The following is a 21,244-nucleotide window of genomic DNA, read 5'->3' as shown; positions in this document are numbered from 1 at the left end:
ACTGTTCACCCTGCTTTTTATGGTGTTAACGATTGTAGCGGGCATCCTCTATTTTACCGTGAAAGATAGTCACATGCCGTTTATAATTTGCGGAGGCATCGCTATTCTTTTACGCATAGTACAATATCTTATGAGATTTTTTGGTTAAAGAACTTACGGAATATTCAAAATGGAAACAATAGAAATAATTAAACCTGAAAATTTGGTCTATAAAAAGCCCAAATTAATGAATGATAACGCCATGCATTATTGCCCGGGATGCAGTCATGGGGTTATCCATAAACTGATTGCCGAAATATCCGAAGAGATGGGAATGGAAGAGAAAACGATCGGCATCTCACCTGTCGGATGTGCAGTATTTGCATACAACTATATCGATATCGACTGGATTGAAGCGGCTCACGGACGTGCTCCGGCCGTAGCTACGGCTGTAAAGCGGGTGAACCCCGATAAAATGGTTTTCACGTATCAAGGCGACGGCGACTTGGCCGCTATCGGAACGGCAGAAACTATTCATGCTGCTAACCGCGGCGAAAACATCGTGATTATTTTTGTAAATAATGCTATCTATGGTATGACGGGGGGACAGATGGCCCCCACAACCTTGGTTGGCATGCCTACGGCAACTTGTCCTCATGGCCGTGACGTGGAACTGAACGGACATCCTTTGCGAATTGGAAACTTGCTGGCACAGTTGGACGGAACGTGTTTGGTTACGCGCCAGAGTGTTCAAACTCCTGCTGCGGTAAGAAAAGCGAAGAAAATGTTGCGCTTGGCATTTGAAAATTCCATGGCTCGCAAAGGAACATCGGTCGTAGAATTTGTCGCCACTTGTTCGTCCGGATGGAAAAAGACACCGGCCGACTCGAACAAATGGATGGAAGAGCATATGTTCCCCTTCTATCCCTTGGGAGACTTGAAAAATGTATAACGATTAGCAGAAGACAAAATATGCAATACGAGATAATTATAGCCGGTTTTGGCGGACAGGGAGTGTTATCGATGGGAAAAATTCTCGCATATTCGGGACTCATGGAAGATAAGGAAGTAACCTGGATGCCTTCGTATGGCCCCGAACAACGTGGTGGAACAGCCAATGTGACCGTGATCCTGAACGACGAACGCATCAGCTCGCCCGTATTGAACGAATACGATATTGCCGTGATTCTGAACCAACCTTCGATGGATAAATTTCAATCGAAAGTGAAGAAGGGCGGTATTCTTATCTACGATGGATATGGGATTCACAAGCCAATCACACGTACGGATATTGATGTGTATCGTATCGATGCAATGGATACGGCTACGGAACTGAATATGCAAAAGACGTTCAATATGATCGTGTTGGGTGGCCTCCTCAAAGTCGTTCCAATGGTGAAACTGGAAAGTGTGCTTCTCGGTCTGAAAAAGACACTTCCCGAACGACACCATACGTTGATTCCGGCCAATGAAGCCGCCATTAAAAAAGGCATGGAACTGATTCAAAAGGTGTGAATCGAAGGCATTGTGTCTGTTCTATCTTATACCTGTGTCTCAAATCGAGGCACAGGTTATATGGTTTATTGTTATGCCTGCTGTGTGTGACGACCTCGTTCGCACAAGAGCGTTCGCGCGGCAGCGGCCGTAGGGGAGGTTTTTCTCTTACGGCGCGTAATGCAGCACAACTTCCCGACAGTTTACTCGTTCCCGATAGCACCCATATCGGTATCAAACGTATCAACGGTTATCATCTGACCGACAAATTGGGCGACCGTATTCTTGCACCGATGGATACCAATCGTTTGAATACGGCAAACAGCACCTTGATGGAAGGACGAGGAATAGCCGGTGCCTATACCGGAAATATCGGCTCTCCTTATCAGAGTCGTATCTTCAGCGAGCGAAAAGAAGAACGCGATTTTATTTTTGCGGATGCTTTCGACGGAGATATTATTACTCCTACTAACGGATATTTCTATGACGTAAAAGTTCCTTATACGCACATTTTGTACACGCGTGCGGGTGGATCGACTAAACGTGAAGAGCAACTAAAAGGCGTGTTAACAAGCAATTTCGGAAAAAAAATCAATGTCGGTGTAGACTTTAATTATATCTACAGTCGGGGACAGTATACGTCAAATAACAACAAACTACTAACCTATAGATTGTTCGGCAACTATCTTTCCGATCGTTACGAGGCACATGCGCACCTCCGTAATATTAATTTCATCCAAAATGAAAATGGTGGATTGACAGATGACCGGTATATTACATCGCCGGATGATTTTGAAGACGGCCGTCGGGGGGTCGACAGCAAATCGTATCCGACACGGTTTACCAATACGTGGAATCGCGTTCGTGGCAAAAACGTATTTCTTACGCACCGTTATAATTTCGGATTCTATCGTGAGATGACCGAGAACGAAGCCAAACGAAAACAGGAAAAAGAGGCTCAACGTGAAGCCTTGAAGAAGCAGCAGGCGGAAGAAAATCCTTCAACCGGTCGTAAGGAGCCGGAGGAAGAGGAAGTAGAAGATGCTCATGCCAACGAAGTCTTTGTGCCTGTGGCCAGCATTATTCACACCATCGAATATGAAGATTTTCGGAGACGATTTATTTCCAAGGACATGGGAATCGATACGTGCTACGTGAACCGCTACGATACGGTTGGACGTGTGCCGAATGATGTTTCGTCGGCTTGGAATTTAAAAAACACGGTCGCTCTTTCGTTACGTGAGGGATTTCAGGATTGGGCGAAGTTTGGTCTGACAGCTTTCGTCAGCTTTGAGAAAAGAAATTTCAAAATGCCCGGAGATTCTGCTAAGGGAGCTATCCGCAACATGCAAAAGTACGATGAATACGCCACTTTTTTAGGAGCCGAACTTGCTAAACGACGCGGAAGCCTGCTCACCTATCAAGGACGAGGTGAGTTCTGCGTGTTAGGGGATGATATCGGAGAGTTACGCTTGACAGGACTTGTCAAAACACGTTTTCATCTATTTAAAAGAGAGGCTTCTATTCAGGCAGACGGATATATCAAAAATCTGCGTCCTGCGTTTTTCCAACGTCGTTATAGCAGTCGTTATTTCTTTTGGGACAACGATTGGAAGAATATACAACGTGTTTATGTAGGGGGAACCGTGTCTTGGGAACAAACGCGTACACGTTTTTCGGCCGGGGTTGAAAGCATTCAGAATCATATCTTTTTTAACAAAAAAGGTCTTCCTGAGCAATTCGGGAACAATCTGCAAGTTGTTACGGCTCGTCTCCGACAAGACTTTCGATTCAAGGCTTTCGGATGGGATAACGAATTGGTTTATCAGACCAGTAGTAACAAGCAGGTCTTGGATTTACCTCAGCTGTCGCTCTATTCGAATATGTATGTAACGGTTCGACTTGCGAAGGTCTTGATGGTACAGATAGGGGCTGATGTACATTATTTTACTGAATATTACGCTCCATATTATGAGCCGGCTACGCAACAGTTCATCAATCAGGACCACATTAAAATCGGTAATTATCCGTTAGTGAATGCTTATGTTAATTTTCATCTCAAACAGGCAAGATTCTTTGTAACGGGATACAATATAAGCAAGTTATTTGCGTCTCCGAATTATTTTTCAATGCCTCATTATCCGATCAACCCCATGGTGGTCAAATTGGGAGTGGCTGTAAAGTTTAATAATTGACGTATGTTTTCACGCAAATTACTCATTATCTATATCATCCTGTTGCTTCTTGTACTGGCGATTATAGGGAGTTTGATATTCCGCATGCAGTCCGGTGTTCAACCACGCGATTATTATGAAATCAAGCAGGACGGCGTGCTACGTATCGTTACGGAATACAACCAATCCGGCTATTTCATGTCGGGCGATACGTTGCAGGGATTTCAATATGAATTGTGCAGGAAGTTGGCCGAATATTCGGGATTGGAAGTCGAGATACATCTTGAAATGAGCCTTGATAAGAGCTTTGAGGGGTTGAAAAACAACCGGTATGATATCATTGCCCGCAATATCCCGACTACGACCGAACTAAAAGAACATTATTTGTTTGTCGAACCGATCGTGTTGAATAAACAGGTATTGGTGCAACGTAAAGCATCGAACCATGATGACGTGAAACTGCTTCGAAACCAGCTGGATTTGGCTAAAAAGACGTTGTATGTTCCTCAAAACTCACCAGCCATTCTGCGCTTGCAAAATCTGCAGTACGAAATAGCCGATACGATTTATATCGTAGAAGAATCGCTTTACTCTTCCGAGCAATTGATCATTATGGTGGCTAAAGGAGATATCGATTATGCGGTGTGTGATCACCAGATTGCTCGTCTGTCGAAGAAACAATATCCCGAAATCGACATCGATACCGACATCAGTTTTACCCAGTTGCAATCATGGGCTGTCCGCAAGTATTCACCGGATTTGTTGGACAGTCTGAACCATTGGTTTGCACAGATGCGAAAAGATGGTACATTCGATAAGATTTATCGGAAGTATTATCATGTCGTACCTTCGACGACAACGAAGGAGCGCATTCCGATTTCAACGACAGAAACCAGTAAATCAAAAGAATCCATCGGAACACCTGTAGAAGAAATGCGTCATGAAACGGTCAAGCCGGTATCGGAAGAAGAAAGCGGGACATCTTCTCCCCTTCCGGAAGTGTCTCCAACAGAAGAAAAACAACCGAACAAACATTTATTTGTAACAAACATAATTATCGATTAACAGAACAACATGAGATTTGACGAACTGAACCTTGGCGATGCTGTATTGGATGGACTGGAAGCTATGAACTTCCAAGAAATGACTCCTATACAGGAACTTTCCATTCCCCCGATACTGGAAGGCAAAGACATTATCGGATGTGCTCAGACGGGTACCGGAAAGACAGCAGCTTATGTGTTGCCCATCATCAGTAAGCTGAACGATGGTAACTATCCGCAGGATGTGATCAATGCGGTCATTATGGTACCTACCCGCGAGCTGGTACAGCAGATCGACCAACAAATCGATGGTTTTACTTACTTTGTTCCGGTGTCGGCTGTAGCTGTTTATGGGGGAACCGACGGTATTGTCTATGCTCAACAGGAGCGCGGGCTACAGATGGGAAGCGATATTGTGATTGCAACCCCCGGACGGCTTATCAGCCATTTGAATATGGGGAGTGTCGACTTGTCCCAGACGTCATTCTTTGTTCTCGACGAAGCGGACCGCATGCTCGATATGGGATTTTACGACGATATTATGCAGATTTATAAGAAACTTCCGCATGATTGTCAAATCATTATGTTTTCAGCTACGATGCCTCCTAAGATCCGCACCTTAGCTCAAAACATCCTCAAAGAACCGGAAGAAATTAAAATTGCCATTTCCAAGCCACCCGCCTCCATCATGCAGACGGCATATATCTGCTACGAAGCACATAAAATGCCGATCATTAAGCAATTGTTCTCAAAAAAACAGCCTGAACGCGTCATTATTTTCTCCTCGTCAAAGATGAAAGTGAAGGAGTTGACCACTGCGCTTAAACGACTTCAATTCAACGTTGCGGCGATGCATTCGGATTTGGAACAAAGCGAGCGCGAGCAGGTGATGAAAGAATTCAGGAACGGGCGTATCGGTGTGCTCGTTGCGACAGATGTTGTTGCGCGAGGTATCGATATCAACGACATTACGCTTGTCATCAATTACGATATTCCCAATGACCCTGAAGATTACGTACATCGCATCGGACGTACGGCTCGCGGAACAGACGGCAAAGGCTTGGCGATCACGTTTGTTTCGCAGCAGGAGCAAGCGAAATTCAAAGAAATCGAAACGTTTTTGGAGAAAGAAATTTACAAGATACCGCTTGATGCGGATTTGGGCGAAGCTCCGGCATACGAGCCGGAAAAATACAGCCGATCACGTTCCCGCTCGCGTGGTCGAAGCGGACAATCACCACAAGGCAATCGTCATCGGAAAAGCGGAGGACAACAGCAAGGCAATCTCTCTTCACGTCCGAAAGGGAATCGACGACGGAACAAACCTTCACAAAACCGACCGAACGGATAATTCCATGATTTGCTTTCCAAATGCCAAGATAAACTTAGGACTGTTCGTTGTCGGGAAAAGACCGGACGGATATCATGATCTCGAAACGATTTTTTATCCGATTCCGCTATGCGATGCCTTGGAAGTTGTACCGGCCGAAAAAGACTTTTTCCAATGTTCCGGAATGACGTTGGATTCGAACCCGGAAAATAACTTAGTCCTCAAAGCCCTCCGAGCATTGCGGCAACAATATACGATTCCACCGTTAGCCGTTTATCTGAAAAAAGCGATTCCTTTCGGTGCGGGACTTGGCGGAGGATCGGCTGATGCGGCTTTCATGCTGAAGCTGGTTCGCGAATATTACGAACTGTCTGTCTCCGACGATGAATTGGAAGAAATAGCGTCCGGAATTGGAGCCGATTGTGCGTTTTTTATCCGCAATCGTCCGGTGAAAGCGTCGGGAATAGGAAATGTTTTCGAACCCATCGATTTATCTCTCGGCTCATACACGTTATATATCGTCAAGCCGGATGTATTCGTATCGACCAAAGACGCATATTCGATGGTGAAACCGTCACAACGGCCGCATTCATTGGACGAGATTATCAGACTTCCGGTATCGGAGTGGAAAAATGTGTTAAAGAATGATTTTGAGACGAGTGTCTTTTCACGTTTCCCGATTATCGGAGAAATTAAAAATGAACTCTATACTCAGGGGGCTGTTTATGCGTCTATGTCAGGGTCGGGATCGGCTGTTTTCGGATTGTTTGAACATGATATTTCTCTTTCCTTTCCCGGTTGTTTCGTATGGAAAGGAAAAACCCAATGAATACTTACCGACTCACCGACTGGTTGCCGACGACTAAAAAAGAAATGGAGATACGCGGCTGGGAATATCTGGACGTGATCCTTTTCAGCGGCGATGCATATGTTGATCATCCTTCTTTTGGAGCTGCCGTAATCGGGCGTATACTCGAAGCCGAAGGGCTGCGTGTGGGTATTGTTCCGCAACCTGATTGGCGAGGAGACTATCGAGATTTCAAGAAATTAGGCATCCCCCGGTTGTTCTTCGGAGTCTCTCCGGGGGCGATGGATTCGATGGTCAATCATTATACGGCAAACAAACGTTTGCGTAGCGATGATGCTTACTCTCCGAACCATCAGCCGGGATTACGTCCTGATTATCCGAGCATTGTTTATGTGAAAATTCTAAAAGAATTATTTCCCGAAGTACCTGTTGTCCTCGGTGGAATCGAAGCCTCACTGCGCCGACTGGCACATTATGACTATTGGCAAGACCGACTGAAACCAGGTATTTTGGCAGATAGTCCGGCCGATCTGCTTATCTACGGAATGGGAGAAAAACCTATCTGCGAACTGGTACGACGCCTTAAGCAAGGTGTTCCGTTTCAGACGATCAGAGACATTCCACAGACTGCGTATATCACCTCGCATCATGAACCTATAGGAGCGGAGGATATCCGCCTGTTTTCATTCGAAGAATGTTTGAAGGATAAACGTAAGCAGGCACAGAATTTTCGCATCATTGAAGAAGAATCGAATAAGCACGAAGCATCGCGGATGATTCAGCAGACAAGCAAACGATCAATCGTTGTCAATCCTCCTTATCCTCCGATGACAACTGCCGAAATCGACGCCTCGTTCGATCTGCCTTACACCCGTCTGCCGCATCCTAAATATAAAGATAAGGTCATTCCCGCTTACGAGATGATTAAATTTTCCGTCAATATTCATCGCGGATGTTTCGGTGGATGCGCGTTCTGTACCATTTCTGCGCATCAGGGCAAATTTATTGCTTCGCGCAGCAAAGAATCTGTCTTGCGAGAGGTGAAGGCCGTCACAGAGATGCCCGGTTTCAAGGGATATATCAGTGATTTAGGTGGACCTTCCGCCAATATGTATCGGATGAAGGGGAAGGACGAACGTATCTGCCGGAAATGTAAAAAGCCATCTTGTATTCATCCCGTCGTATGCAAAAATCTGAATGCCGATCATGCTCCTCTCCTTGAGTTATACAGGGAGGCTGATAAGATTCCCGGTATCAAGAAAACGTTTATCGGTAGTGGCGTACGATACGATTTGCTACTGCATCCGTATAATAACGAAGCCTTGCGTACAGCAGCGCGAGAGTATACCGAAGAACTGATCAAGCATCACGTTTCGGGACGTCTGAAAGTGGCGCCGGAACATACGGAAGAAGATGTATTGAAGGTGATGCGAAAACCTTCATTCGCGCAGTTCGAAACATTCCGTAAAATATTTGATCGTATCAACAAAGAGAATGGCTTAAAACAACAATTGATTCCGTACTTTATTTCAAGTCATCCCGGATGTTCGGCAGTTCACATGGCGGAGTTGGCCGTTAAAACGAAGCAGCAAAACTTTCATCTCGAACAGGTTCAGGATTTCACTCCTACCCCCATGACAGTCGCAACGGAGGTTTTTTACACCGGATTTCATCCTTATACACTCGAAAAGCTTGAATGCGCCCGAACGAAAGAAGAAAAGCTCGCTCAGCGTCAGTTCTTTTTCTGGTATCAGCCCGAATTTCGTTCCCGAATCATGCGCTACCTGCGCAGTATAAAACGAAACGACTTGATACAGAAGCTTTCGAAGGGCTGAATGGGATAGAAAACCCTTAACTTATTCTCGTTCCGCTGTTTTTACCCAGTTCTGTGGCTTTCGTAATAATCACCTCTTTTACTCCGGCATCAACGGCTTTGAAGGCATTCTCCAGTTTAGGAATCATTCCTCCTTGAATGATTCCATTTTCTTTGTATGTGTTGAATAAGGTTTGATCTATCAATGGAATCACACTCTTTTCGTCGTTCTGGTCGCGCAATACGCCGTTTTTCTCGAAACAATAAATCAGGGTCACATCGAACCGGTTGGCCAGAGCTTTAGCCAGTTCGGAGGCCACTGTGTCGGCATTTGTATTGAGCAGTTGCCCGTTCATGTCGTGGGTAATTGGCGCAACGACGGGTACAATCTTCTGCATAAGCAACATGTGTAGCATATCGAGGCGGATCTTTTTTACGTCACCAACAAAGCCGTAATCCATCCGCTCGACCGGCCGTTTGATTGAACGTATCATGTCTATATCTGCCCCCGTGAGCCCGATAGCATCAATGCCTAAAGCCTGTAAGCGTGCCACCACGGTTTTATTGATCCATCCGGCGTACACCATGGTCACGATTTTGAGCATCTCGGCATCCGTAATACGTCTCCCTTCGACCATTTGGCTCTCTATCCCTAATTGTCCCGCTACTTCCGTCGCCATTCGTCCACCGCCGTGAACGAGTAATTTCAAACTATCAATTTTCGAAAAATCAGCAAGTAATCGGTTCAGCGAGGCTTCCTCTTCAACGACCTTCCCTCCTACCTTGACTAATATTAATTTCTCCATCCGATTTTTTTTCGCCAAAAATACAAAAAAATGAAAAGAATGATGTACTTTTGCGCCTGCAACTTTAATCGTGCGGCAGTAGCTCAGTTGGTAGAGCATCAGCTTCCCAAGCTGAGGGTCGCGAGTTCGAGTCTCGTTTGCCGCTCCAAGTCCAAACAATTAAACATCAAAGGTTTTACGAGTAATTGTAGAACCTTTGCTCGTTTTCTGGCGATACCAAAGACCAATCGAGCACAGCATTGCGATCGCAGGTATCTACAGAAAAGTTTCAGATAACCAAGTGCGCGCCTTGCGATTTATCCTCTCAGGCTCACACGAGGATATCCTTTGCATTGAGCAGACTGGTCAGGTGAGAGGCTTCCAATGGATTGGCTTCGGGAGACTTTTGGAGCATATAGTAGCAGCTACATTGCACGCAGACGAAAAGACGCCCCACATCCATGCCACAGTCGTGCCGATTGTCCAAGGCTAGAGTGGAAATTTATAACAACAAACGTCCTCATTCGGCTTTGAGTTTATTTACCCCCGACAGGTACATTCCTCAAAAGTGGCGTAAATCATGAAAGAAAAAAGAAACGATAAGAACGAAAACTACTGTCAACCTTTTTCAGGACAGGACACGCACGGTATGCACCTTGCGTTTGCTCGATATCCGACCCGATAGCGTGCAATGGAGGAGATTTTTTCCCGACCAATACTTTGTATTACTGTCATGTTTTGAATTTAATATCCTCTGAATTCATGTAGCTTGCTGGACAAGCACTCATTCAATCGGATGAATTCATGTAAATAATTTTCACATATAACCTCTTGGCGACCGTCCTTATATTTGGTTGCAAGCCGTTGTTCACCATCAACATCTGTTATTTGAAAAGAGTGGACTATCCGATTTCTCATTGCTGTGATATTCTTAAAAAGTTCAGAAATTTCCGGCCCAGCTTTAGCTGTAATAGTATTTTCTATCGGAGAGTTCAATTGGCCAGACATTCTATCGATTAAATCCCACCAATTGTACTTCTGAGAAGAATCTTCTCTGAGTATATTCTCTATAATGAAGGCATTGTTGGAGTTGAAAACACAAATTGCGCTACCCAACAACTCTCGATACTCCTTGGAAGGAAGAGCTTGTTTTGTATATTTTTCATACATAATTAATTTACAATTCGTTAAATTTACTTATGGTGTTCGCCTTGATGTCGTCTGCAATGTCGATGTAGGACTTCATCGCTTTCCACCTGCGGAGGGATACCGAGAGCGAGGGCACTAAAAATAAAGGTGCGACGACCTGCGTGCGTCCTGAGCAGGGCATACTTGGGCGTTACCTCGTCTATGCGTTCGTTGCCTCGGTAGTAGGTCTGACGCACAGGCTCGTCTATGCCAGCCAGCTCCGCCAACTCTTTGAGGTAGTCATTCATCTTTTGATTGGCTATCGAATATCAATACAAACAGATATAAAACAAAACATTGAGTGTCTTTGATATTTTCTGAAGGTTCAAGAGAAAGAACCTCCCTTTCTCCTATCCTACCTCTTTTCCGATACTGAAAACGAGTACGGGAAGTCCGAAGGGTTTGTTCCTCGGTTATGATTCGGGTGATCGGACATGCGGAAGTCGAGCGTACCGCCCGACAGCAAATCCGCATGCTTCACATAGTTTTTGGTGTACGGTTGTCCGTTCAGATGTAACGATTCCACGTAAACATTATGGGCGTTATTCTCCAGTGCGTTGATAACCATCTGCTTGCCGTCTTCGAATGTCAGTGTCGCCTTTTTGAACAGCGGAGCCCCCAACACATATTCGTCTGTTCCCGGACATACGGGATAGAATCCTAATGCCGAAAAGACGTACCATGCCGATGTTTGCCCGTTATCTTCGTCACCGCAATATCCGTCGGGAGTCGGCAAATAAAGCTGATCCATCACACGGCGCAACCAGTATTGGGCTTTCCAGGGCTCACCGGCGTAGTTGTAGAGATAAATCATGTGTTGAATAGGCTGATTACCATGTGCGTAATTCCCCATATTCATGATTTGCATTTCGCGTATTTCATGAATCACTGCGCCATAGTAGCTCTCGTCGAACAACGGCGGAACGGTAAATACAGAGTCGAGCATCGTCACGAACGCCTGGCGGCCACCCATCAGATCGATTAATCCCTGCGGATCGTGAAATACCGACCACGTATAATGCCAACTGTTTCCTTCCGTAAAAGCATCGCCCCATTTCAAGGGCGAAAATGGCGACATAAACGTACCGTTTTCATTGCGTCCACGCATCAGGTTCGTTTCCTTGTCGAACACATTCCGATAATTCATCGCTCGCCGGGCATACTGTGCGATCTCTTTCTTCGGACGTTTCAATGCTTTTGCCAATGTGTAGATACACCAGTCGTTATACGCATATTCGAGTGTACGAGCCGTATTCTCCCTGATCTTTACGTCGTACGGCACATAGCCCAGCCGATTGTAATATTCGTGTCCGAGGCGCCCTGTCGAAGACACTTTCGGATGTACATGTTCCGTTCCGTGGATTAATCCCTGATACAGCGTCTCCACATCCTCGACTTTTATTCCTTTCATATAGGCATCTACGAGTACCGATGCCGAATTGTTTCCAATCATACAGTCACGATGTCCCGGACTTGCCCATTCGGGGAAAAAACCGCTCTCCTTGTAAGTATTAATCAGTCCTTCCTGCATTTCCTTGTTTTGCTCGGGAAACATCAGGTTCAGGAACGGGAACAGGCAGCGGAAAGTATCCCAAAAACCCGTGTCGGTGTACATAAATCCGGGCAGTACTTTTCCGTTATACGGACTGTAGTGCACGATTTTTCCGTCGGCATCCACTTCGTAAAACTTTCGCGGGAAAAGCAATGAGCGATATAAACATGAATAGAACGTACGATACTGGTCGAGGCTTCCTCCTTCTACACGGATACGTCCAAGTACCTTGTTCCATTCGGCTTTCCCTTGTGCGGCTATCGCATCGAAACGATCGTTACCCAGTTCTTTGAGGTTTTGTTCAGCCTGTTCCGGACTGATAAAAGACGAAGCGACCCGTGCATGGACGATTTCTCCTTTTTTCGTCCGGAAGCCAATCACGGCGCCTGTATGTCCGGCCGTTTGCTCTAATTTGTCCGCATGCAACGTTTGATCGGCAAACGTAGCACGGTATGTAAACGGTTTATCGAAGACGATTACAAAATAATTTCTGAAATTCTCCGGTACGCCTCCGCTGTTCTTCGTCGTATAACCGACGATCTTGTTCTCTTCCGGAATCACCCGCACGGACGATCCTTTATCGAAAGCATCGACCACGATATAAGCATGTTCGTTCTCCGGAAACGTAAACCGGAACATGGCAGCCCGTTCGGTCGGCGTAATTTCCGTCACCACGTCATGTTCGGCCAGATACACTTTATAGTAGTATGGCTTTGCAACTTCCGCTTTATGCGAAAACCAACTGGCACGTTTGTTTTCATCAAATTCGGGCGCACCTACTACAGGCATGATCGAAAATTGTCCGTAATCGTTGATCCACGGACTGGGCTGATGCGTCTGTTTGAATCCCCGTATCTTATGAGCCGTATAGATATACGCCCATCCGTCCCCCATCTTCCCGGTCTGCGGAGTCCAGAAGTTCATCCCCCACGGACGAGCGATGGCCGGATACGTATTACCTGTAGATAGTTCGTGCACCGATTGCGAACCCATTAACGGATTTACATATTCTACGGGGTCGAACGGTTCTGCACCTACTTGAGCAATACAACCAAGCAGCATCCAACTTGCCGCGATTTTACGGATATTTTGTTTTATCTTTTTCGTCATGATATTATTTCTCTGTTATTTGTGTATTTATCTGTTCCAAATGTCCCATGCCGCGAACGCTTGCAAAAGAAGCATCTCAAGACCGTTCTTGACAACGGCTCCACGCTCTTTTCCCGTACGCATAAAGAGCGTTTCATCAGGATTATAGAGCAAGTCATAAAGGAGATGATCGGGACCCACGCACTCATACGGAATATTGGGACATTCGTCGACCTTGGGATACATTCCCAACGGGGTGGTATTGACGATTACCGTATATTGTTCCATGATGGCGGGCGTAAGCTCATCGTAAGTGAAGCCGGCATTCTGTTTGGTTCGTGAGACATACGTCGCTCCTACCCCCAACTGCTTGAGCCCATGAAAGACTGCTTTCGATGCTCCGCCTGTTCCGAGGATAAGCGCTTTCGTATGTGACGCATACAGCAATGGTTCGATCGATTGTTTGAAGCCCGTAATATCGGAATTGTGTCCGATTAGTTTGAGCTTCCCAAAATGCCCGCGTTTGAATTTGATGACATTGACTGCGCCGATGTTACGGGCATTTTCCGTAAGGTCATCAAGCAGCGGAATAACCGCCGTTTTATAAGGTAACGTCACATTCAATCCGCACAAATTGGGATGATCATGCAAGACGTCTTTCAGTTCTTTGATGTTTTTAATCTCAAAATTAACGTATTCCGCATCGATTTTTTCCGATTGAAACTTTTGATTAAAGAAGTTCCGGGAAAAAGAATGTCCCAGCGGATATCCGATTAAACCATATTTTTTCATTTGTCGATTGTCGTTGAATTTCCGTGTTTCGTAGCACAGTAAAGCGAACAAACGCCTCCGGTAAATCTCTTTACCTGCACATGCGTAAATCCCTGTTTCTCGAGTAATCGTGCCATCTCACCCCCTTGCGGCATCTTTCGTATCGAGGCTGGCAAATAGCGGTAGGCTGATTTCTCGAGACTGAACCAACTTCCCAACAGAGGAATAAATGTTTTCGAATAGAGCGTGTAAAGCTGCTTCATCGGGAAATGCGCGGGCGTAGATAACTCCAGTATCCTTAGTTGTCCGTCAGGGCGGAGCACCCGCGCCATCTCCGACAAGCCGCGTTCGAGGTCGGCAAAGTTACGTACCCCGAAAGCGACGGTTAGGGCATCGAACGAATGGTCGGGGTAAGTCAACGCCATGCAGTCTTGCTGCTCGAAAGAAATGCGAGAGGCATAGCCTGCTTCGGCTGCTTTCCGTCGTCCGACGGCCATCATTTCTTCCGAAAGGTCGGCCGCAACGATTTGCTGCGGCTTCAACCGGCGACACATCAGCAGAGCCAGATCGCCCGTGCCTGATGCAACGTCCAAAATGCGTTGCGGCGAAAAAGGACGAAGCGACTCAACCGTCTTCCTGCGCCAGGCACGGTCGATGCCGAACGAGAGCATGTGATTGAGCATGTCATATCGTCCGGCAATGGTGTCGAACATCCGCCTAACTTGTGTCCCTTTGTCTTCGTCGCCCGCGTATGGCAACACTCGTTCCACCTCGACAGACATACGTGTCTATTTCTTTTTCAGATACTCCGTCACATTCTTTTCAATCCGTGCGAGGATATTTTCTGTACCGGCTTTCACGAACGTTTCGCCGGTGATATGCTCGTACAGCTCAATGTAACGGTTCGAAATACTTTCGACGATAGCCGGCGTCATTTCGGGCACTTGCTGTCCTTCTTTACCCTGAAATCCGTTTTCCATCAGCCACTCGCGTACGAATTCTTTCGATAATTGGCGTTGCGGTTCACCTTTGGCAAAACGCTCTTCATACCCTTCGGAGTAAAAATAACGCGACGAATCGGGCGTATGAATTTCATCAATCAAATAGATATCGCCTTCGTAAGTTCCGAATTCGTATTTCGTATCGACAAGAATCAAACCGCGTTCGGCGGCCATTTGCGTACCGCGTTCGAAGAGCGCGAGCGTATATTTCTCGAGCGTAGCGTAATCGGAGCGTGACATCAGTCCTTTCTTAATAATATCTTCCTTCGAAATGTCTTCGTCATGCATCCCCATTTCAGCCTTCGTGGTCGGGGTGATGATCGGTTCGGGGAACTTTTGGTTCTCCTTCATTCCGTCCGGGATTTTCACGCCGCAAATCTCGCGCACTCCGTCCTTATAGGCACGCCACGCGCTGCCACAGAGATAACCGCGCACAATCATTTCGACCGGAAAGCCCTTGCATTGTAAGCCGACGGTAACCATCGGATCGGGCGTAGCCAGTTTCCAGTTCGGGCAGATATCTTTCGTAGCATCCAGAAATTTGGCAGCAATCTGGTTCAACATCTGACCTTTGTAAGGAATCCCTTCGGGCAGTACGACATCAAACGCCGAGATGCGATCGGTTACGACCATGACGAGCTTTTCGTCGTGAATGTTATATACATCGCGAACTTTGCCGTGATACACACTTTTTTGTCCGGAAAATTGAAATTCTGTTTTAACTAATGCTTTCATATAATCTGTATATAAAGAAGTTATTTGTTTCGTTGGGTTGTTGTTTCCTGTGCGTCGGATTGTTTGTCGTTTTTCTCGTACGCTTCGACAATGCGCTGCACAAGTTTATGGCGCACAATATCTTTTTTCTCGAACTCCACCTTCCCGATACCCTGTACTTTACGGAGCACCTGCATGGCATGTACAAGACCCGAAGCGGCTTGTGGAGGAAGGTCAATCTGGGTTACATCGCCCGTAACGATCATCTTGGCATTGAGTCCGAGACGGGTAAGAAACATTTTGATCTGATGTCTTGTCGTATTTTGCGCCTCGTCGAGGATGATGACGGCATCGTTCAGCGTACGTCCACGCATAAAGGCCAGCGGGGCTATCTGAATGACGTTGTGTTCCATGTACTCTCGGAGTTTGGCCGGAGGAATCATTTCCTGCAACGCGTCGTAGAGCGGCTGGAGGTACGGGTCGAGCTTATCTTTCATTTCGCCGGGCAGAAAGCCCAACTTCTCACCGGCTTCGACTGCCGGACGGCTGAGGATGATCTTTCTCACCTGTTTGCTCTTCAGCGCTTTCACGGCCAAAGCTATGGCGACGAATGTTTTACCGGATCCGGCCGGCCCGATGGCAAACGTCAAATCATTTTCTTCGAAACTTTTGGCCAGCAATTGCTGATTGGCCGAACGGGCGACAATCGCTTTGCCATTTACACCGTGAATGATCTGATGCTCCTGCCTGACCGGAGCCACATCTTTTCCTTTGACAATATCGGTCAAGACTTCTTCCGAAAGCGTGTTGTATTCTTCGCAATACTTTTCGATTTCTTTGATTTTGCGGAGAAAGGCGTCCAACTCCTCTTCGTCGCCAATGATTTTCATGATGTTTCCTCGGGCTACGATACGCAGTTTGGGATACAACGTCTTAAGCAATTGCATATTGACGTTGTTCACGCCATAAAATGCAACCGGATCCACACTTTCCAAAATATACGTTCGTTCAATCATACCCAAGCCCGTTGTCCCTGTTTGTCTTTCTTTTCATGCCGGATTTTGAAACCGCAAAAATACGAATAAATGTAGATTGTACGACATGTTCCGGACAAAATATCGTTGCGCCCGGACTGTATACCGGATACGGTATCTCTTCAGAAGATTTTTGCATACTTATGTATGTGAAATATTTGAATCAATAAAACGTCGTTCTTCCTCATTCAGGTTATACATCTCGTAGACGAGGCGATCGATTTTGGCATCGAGTTCCTCGTTCTCCGATTTATGCACGTCGGATGTACGTTTATTAACGAGCGATATGACTTCCGATTCGACTTTGATATTGGGAACCGGTATTTTCAAGGCTTCAAGGGTGAGAATGCTGATTTGCATGTCGCCGTTAGGGAGATGCGGCGCATCTTGCAGCATATATCTTCCCAGCTTGGAATTGAGTACTCCAAGCAAATATTTGAGATGCTGTCCTGTCGCGAAACAAGTCGTGTCTAATGTAGCGCATCCCCGATAGTCGAGGCAAAAAGCGGAAGCAGCCGTTTCCCGTTTCCAAACGATCTTCTGCTGCGTAAAGTCGTCCCACTCATTGCTGGTTGCGTAATTCTGCAAGGCATACCACTCGAACGAGACACCGACTTCTGCCGTATCGCGTGCGGAAAGTTTACTCCGGTACGAGGCCAGATGTTCGTAAATAACGGGATATTGCTGTCGGAATCGTTGTTCGGCGCGTTCGGAGGCCGTAGTGATGGTCCGGTCATAAAGCAGGGGGAAATGCCAGGGCACATAGATGAGCCACTGATCGGACTTTTCGGGGATGTAACGACGGATATCTTCTCCTTTCAGCAAGGGTTTGAGGATATCGACATTTTTGTAATCGGCCAGAATAAATTCGTCTTTCGTAGCTCCGTCGATGATAAAAGCTTCGTCGAGGCCTGTTCGGATACCCGAATATAATTGGATGTCCCATGCTTCGAGAGGCGTTCCGGTCTGTTCTATTTTTCCGCGGATATGTTTTTCCGTCTCGGTGAGGATGACGAAACTCGTCGCGGACGAAGAAGAGAGTTCTGTCTCATCTGCATTCGTTTCGGCCGAAGAGACATACGTTCCATGGTCGGTCAGATAACGTTCCCAGTCGGAGGTTTGCGGATCAAAATCGCTCTTGATGCAGCAATTCAATGTCCGATACCGGTTGGGGGCTTTCTGGAGGAGGACAATGCCATGGTCGGCCAACGTTTTATCGAACTTACAACTGTCGCTAAATTCGATTGTGCGCAACGGGTTCGTCTCTTCCATGAGATATTGACGCATCTTACTGGCTTGAACCGATTTCATCCATCCGCTCGAAGCGATGTAAGAGAGGTAATATTCGGGTTTGAGCAGTTTATTACCGAGTTCATAAAAGAGGCTGGAGACTTCGCCCGTGCGTTTATACGCTCGGTAGTTGAGCTGTTTGTAGATATCGATCGGTTCGCTGCCAATCTGCACGAGCGTATCCGGCGGATTCCCGATGACCAGATGAAAGCCGATAAAATCGGCCGATTCATCGAGCAGTTGGGGGAAGTCGCAACGCCATTCGACGGCGTGTTTATAAATCGGATTATTCTTCGAGTCTTCGATTTTTTGCTTGTATTTATCGACCATTGCCTGCGCGTCGAGCAGGCGGGCTTTTACGGCTTTGACTTCTTCTTCGTTCATTTCGAAGAGACTCGGCGCTTTGAGCGTGGCCAATTCGCGTTGCCAACGAAGCAGTTCTTCGTTGTTTTTGTCATCCCACGTGATTTCCATCTGCAACTTCCGCTTAATGCCTCCCAACAGTCCCGCGATCGTATTTTTTTCTTCCCGGGTGGTTGCTTTTTTATAATCGTCGGCCAGCGTTTTATAGTCGCTTACCGAACAGCCGATGCGCTGGAAGACGGGTTTGAGGTCGTCGTGTATGGAGATCCGGCTGACAAGGGCATCCCCGCACCGCAGATTCGGCTCAATCAGCGGCAGAGAAAGAGGCTCGGAGTCATCGCCACATACATGTTTGAGCACTTCGATCCAAAGGCGGATGCGCGCTATGGTCACGGCAATCGGGTCGATATCGACCCCGAAAAGACAATGTTCGATCAGGGTTTGTTTTTCTTTCGTCAACGCGTCCTGTATGCGTTGGCTTTCGGGAGTGTCCGCAACGAGTTCGATGGTTTCGGAGCGTCGCTTATCGCGTACGACGAGTTTGCCGTCGTGTACCAGCACCCGGTACATAGAAAGCGGGTTGCCGTCTTTGTCGGAGAGGATGCCGAGCTGCGATTTGACGGCGATCATTTCGTTGAGCGACTGTATCAGGAAGAAACCGGAGCCCATTGCCGGGTCGCAGATGCGGATGGTGTTGAACGTTTCGTTGGCTTCGTCGGGATGGTCGGCGATACGGTAGGAAAGTTCGGTCAAATCGGTGTATCGACTACCGATGGATTCGTTGAACATCCGCAAAACGGTGCGCCGTATTCCGTCGTGACACATGTATGCTCGGACACAGGGCGAAACGGTTTTGTTGCGGTCTAACTTCGCGATGACGAATTCCAAAACCTCCAACGCTTGTGCCCAAGTCAGTTCGCCTTCGCGGCACAGTTGCTGCATGGCCGAAGCGACTTCTTCGAGTGTCGGCTTCCAGTTTTTCGCATCGCGCTGTGTCAGGAGATATTGTACTTGGTCTTTGATTTCGCGCAATCCCAGCCGCTGAAGAAAAGCCGCGTAATAAGGGCGTTGAAGAAAAGAAGTTGACACGGGCTGTTCGCCGCTTTGCGAAGCGGTGTCAAAAGGTATATGGAGAGGTAACTGTTCTTTTTCAGACATCATTTTTATTCCAAATTTTCAGGATGACTTGACAAAGGTAACAAAAAAATACCGTACCTTTGTTTAACTTAATTCAAAAAAAATCATTGTTATGTTTAAGAAAGAGACTTATATTCAACGACGGGAAGCCCTGAAAAAAGCTGTGGGGTCGGGGTTGTTACTGTTTCTCGGCAACGATGAAGCAGGCTGTAATTACGAAGATAACACGTATCCCTTCCGACAGGATTCGACGTTCCTGTACTTTTTCGGACTGCCGTATGCCGGATTGGCTGCCGTCATTGACATCGACGAGAACAAAGAGATCATCTTCGGCGATGAACTGACCATGGACGCCATCGTTTGGATGGGAACACAGCCGACATTGCACGAGAAAAGCGAAGCGGCAGGGATTACGAACGTGCAACCTTCGGGACAAGTGGCGACCTACCTGAAAAGCGCCCTAGAGAAAGGTCAAACGATTCATTATCTGCCCAGCTATCGCGCCGAACATAAAATCAAACTCTGGAGCCTGCTCGGGATAGAGCCCGGCGCCGAAAAGCCTTCCGTGGCGTTTATCCGCGGGGTTGTCAATTTGCGTAACTATAAGACGGACGAGGAAATCGTAGAAATCGAAAAGGCTTGTAACGTAACGGCCGACATGCACCTGAGAGCGATGCGGATGGTTCGGCCGGGAATACGCGAATGCGAAGTGGCGGCGGCCATTCAGGAAGTAGCGGCTTCACACAATTACGGATTGTCGTTCCCGATCATCGCCACGGTGAACGGTCAGACGCTGCACAACCATTATCACGGAAACATGGTGAAAAACGGCGATTTATTCCTCGTCGACGCCGGCGCGGAGACGGAAATGGGATATGCCGGCGACTTCTCCTCGACCGTGCCGGCCGATAAGAAATATACGACCCGCCAGCGTGAAGTCTACGAAATTCAGGTAGCCAGCCACGAAGCAGCCGTAGCCGCTCTGCGTCCCGGTATTCGTTTCGAAGAAGTCTACGATTTGGCCGCGGCAACGATTGTCGACGGATTGAAACATCTCGGACTGATGAAAGGAGATGCGGCCGAAGCCGTACAAGCCGGAGCGCACGCGCTCTTCTTTCCGCACGGACTGGGGCATATGATGGGGCTCGATGTGCACGATATGGAGAACCTTGGCGAAGTCTATGTCGGTTATAACGAGAAGCCGAAGAGTAAGCAGTTCGGGCGTAAATCGTTGCGACTGGCGCGCGAACTGGAGGCCGGTTTCGTATTGACTATCGAGCCGGGCATATACTTTATCCCCGAACTGATTGACCGCTGGAAGAGCGAAAAGATGTTCGAGGAATTCATCAACTACGACAAGGTGGTTCCATACAAAGATTTCGGCGGTATCCGTAACGAAGAAGATTATCTTATCACGCCTGACGGGTCGAAGTTGTTGGGTAAAAAAATCGACCGCAGCGTTGCCGCTGTCGAAGCATTACGGGAAGGCTAAACGCAGCTACTTTTTCAATCGATAACGAGCAGGGAAGGCAGACCGTTCAGTGGATTCGCCTTCCCTGTTTTTCTGTTTCCATCGCGGCGGAGAGTCCGGGGGCGCCGTTGTTTTTTGATGAATCACCGTTGTGATTTATCTCCTGCAAATTGTTTCTAACAAATCACAGTTGTGATTTGTCTCCCGC

General features: G+C 47.1%; 15 protein-coding genes, 1 tRNA gene and 3 pseudogenes. 10 read left to right on the top strand and 9 right to left on the bottom strand.

Annotation, left to right across the window (positions count from 1 at the left end):
• The first annotated feature begins 169 nt into the window (after positions 1 to 169).
• The 7 genes and pseudogenes from Q4A89_RS05885 (at position 170) to Q4A89_RS05855 (ending at position 8,663) form a co-directional block, all read left to right on the top strand.
• Positions 170 to 931: a thiamine pyrophosphate-dependent enzyme gene (locus tag Q4A89_RS05885; protein WP_303184311.1), complete on the top strand. Its 762-nt coding sequence runs from the start codon at positions 170 to 172 to the stop codon at positions 929 to 931.
• A 20-nt stretch (positions 932 to 951) separates the two neighbouring features.
• Positions 952 to 1,494 (top strand): 2-oxoacid:acceptor oxidoreductase family protein, encoded by a 543-nt coding sequence (locus tag Q4A89_RS05880; protein WP_124751687.1) that lies wholly within the window; start codon positions 952 to 954, stop codon positions 1,492 to 1,494.
• A complete protein-coding gene (locus tag Q4A89_RS05875; protein WP_303184310.1) occupies positions 1,491 to 3,668 on the top strand; it encodes a putative porin in 2,178 nt (725 codons plus the stop codon). Before Q4A89_RS05880 ends, Q4A89_RS05875 begins: the two co-directional genes overlap by 4 nt.
• A 3-nt stretch (positions 3,669 to 3,671) precedes the next feature.
• A pseudogene (locus Q4A89_RS05870) lies at positions 3,672 to 4,484 on the top strand (transporter substrate-binding domain-containing protein); the annotation flags it as partial.
• Between the two features lie 237 nt (positions 4,485 to 4,721).
• Positions 4,722 to 6,041 (top strand): DEAD/DEAH box helicase, encoded by a 1,320-nt coding sequence (locus Q4A89_RS05865; protein WP_303184308.1) that lies wholly within the window; start codon positions 4,722 to 4,724, stop codon positions 6,039 to 6,041.
• Positions 6,042 to 6,045: 4 nt separating this feature from the next.
• Positions 6,046 to 6,849, top strand: a complete 804-nt coding sequence (ispE, locus tag Q4A89_RS05860) for a 4-(cytidine 5'-diphospho)-2-C-methyl-D-erythritol kinase (protein WP_303184307.1) — start codon at positions 6,046 to 6,048, stop codon at positions 6,847 to 6,849.
• Positions 6,846 to 8,663, top strand: a complete 1,818-nt coding sequence (locus tag Q4A89_RS05855) for a YgiQ family radical SAM protein (RefSeq protein ID WP_303184306.1) — start codon at positions 6,846 to 6,848, stop codon at positions 8,661 to 8,663. The genes ispE and Q4A89_RS05855 overlap by 4 nt, the downstream gene beginning before the upstream one ends.
• Positions 8,664 to 8,679: 16 nt before the next feature.
• On the opposite strand, the gene argB is transcribed toward Q4A89_RS05855, so the two are convergent.
• Positions 8,680 to 9,447: an acetylglutamate kinase gene (gene argB, locus Q4A89_RS05850; protein ID WP_303184305.1), complete on the bottom strand. Its 768-nt coding sequence runs from the start codon at positions 9,445 to 9,447 to the stop codon at positions 8,680 to 8,682.
• Between the two features lie 72 nt (positions 9,448 to 9,519).
• On the opposite strand from argB, the gene Q4A89_RS05845 reads away from it, so the two are divergent.
• Positions 9,520 to 9,595: transfer RNA gene (locus Q4A89_RS05845), tRNA-Gly, on the top strand.
• Positions 9,596 to 9,673: 78 nt separating this feature from the next.
• Positions 9,674 to 9,910 (top strand): annotated as a pseudogene (locus Q4A89_RS11705) (plasmid recombination protein); the annotation flags it as partial.
• A gap of 260 nt (positions 9,911 to 10,170) precedes the next feature.
• Here the strand turns inward: Q4A89_RS11705 and Q4A89_RS05835 are convergent.
• The 8 genes and pseudogenes from Q4A89_RS05835 to Q4A89_RS05800 form a co-directional block, all read right to left on the bottom strand.
• Complete coding sequence (locus Q4A89_RS05835) at positions 10,171 to 10,596, bottom strand: selenium binding protein (RefSeq protein ID WP_303184303.1); 426 nt, start codon at positions 10,594 to 10,596, stop codon at positions 10,171 to 10,173.
• A 7-nt stretch (positions 10,597 to 10,603) separates the two neighbouring features.
• Positions 10,604 to 10,877 (bottom strand): annotated as a pseudogene (locus Q4A89_RS05830) (site-specific integrase); the annotation flags it as partial.
• Positions 10,878 to 10,969: 92 nt separating this feature from the next.
• Complete coding sequence (locus Q4A89_RS05825) at positions 10,970 to 13,228, bottom strand: GH92 family glycosyl hydrolase (RefSeq protein WP_303184323.1); 2,259 nt, start codon at positions 13,226 to 13,228, stop codon at positions 10,970 to 10,972.
• Between the two features lie 75 nt (positions 13,229 to 13,303).
• On the bottom strand, positions 13,304 to 14,047 hold the full coding sequence (locus Q4A89_RS05820) for a shikimate dehydrogenase (RefSeq protein ID WP_303184302.1): 744 nt from the start codon (positions 14,045 to 14,047) through the stop codon (positions 13,304 to 13,306).
• The gene (gene ubiE / locus Q4A89_RS05815) at positions 14,044 to 14,808 is read right to left on the bottom strand and encodes a bifunctional demethylmenaquinone methyltransferase/2-methoxy-6-polyprenyl-1,4-benzoquinol methylase UbiE (RefSeq protein WP_303184301.1); all 765 of its coding nucleotides are present in this window, start codon (positions 14,806 to 14,808) and stop codon (positions 14,044 to 14,046) included. Before ubiE ends, Q4A89_RS05820 begins: the two co-directional genes overlap by 4 nt.
• Before the next feature lie 6 nt (positions 14,809 to 14,814).
• Positions 14,815 to 15,762: a phosphoribosylaminoimidazolesuccinocarboxamide synthase gene (locus tag Q4A89_RS05810; protein ID WP_303184300.1), complete on the bottom strand. Its 948-nt coding sequence runs from the start codon at positions 15,760 to 15,762 to the stop codon at positions 14,815 to 14,817.
• A gap of 20 nt (positions 15,763 to 15,782) precedes the next feature.
• Positions 15,783 to 16,757 carry a PhoH family protein gene (locus Q4A89_RS05805; protein WP_303184299.1) on the bottom strand — a complete coding sequence of 325 codons (975 nt, stop codon included), beginning with the start codon at positions 16,755 to 16,757 and terminating at the stop codon, positions 15,783 to 15,785.
• 159 nt (positions 16,758 to 16,916) lie between these two features.
• Positions 16,917 to 19,589, bottom strand: a complete 2,673-nt coding sequence (locus tag Q4A89_RS05800; RefSeq protein ID WP_303184298.1) for a hypothetical protein — start codon at positions 19,587 to 19,589, stop codon at positions 16,917 to 16,919.
• An 88-nt stretch (positions 19,590 to 19,677) separates the two neighbouring features.
• Between Q4A89_RS05800 and Q4A89_RS05795 the strand changes: the two genes are divergently transcribed.
• Complete coding sequence (locus tag Q4A89_RS05795; protein WP_303184297.1) at positions 19,678 to 21,057, top strand: aminopeptidase P family protein; 1,380 nt, start codon at positions 19,678 to 19,680, stop codon at positions 21,055 to 21,057.
• The last annotated feature ends 187 nt before the right edge of the window (positions 21,058 to 21,244 follow it).

The organism is Tannerella sp. (assembly GCF_030528505.1).
Taxonomy (GTDB): domain Bacteria; phylum Bacteroidota; class Bacteroidia; order Bacteroidales; family Tannerellaceae; genus Tannerella.
The sequence above is the reverse complement of the archived record's forward strand: the minus strand, read 5'-3'. Positions and strand labels throughout refer to the sequence as shown.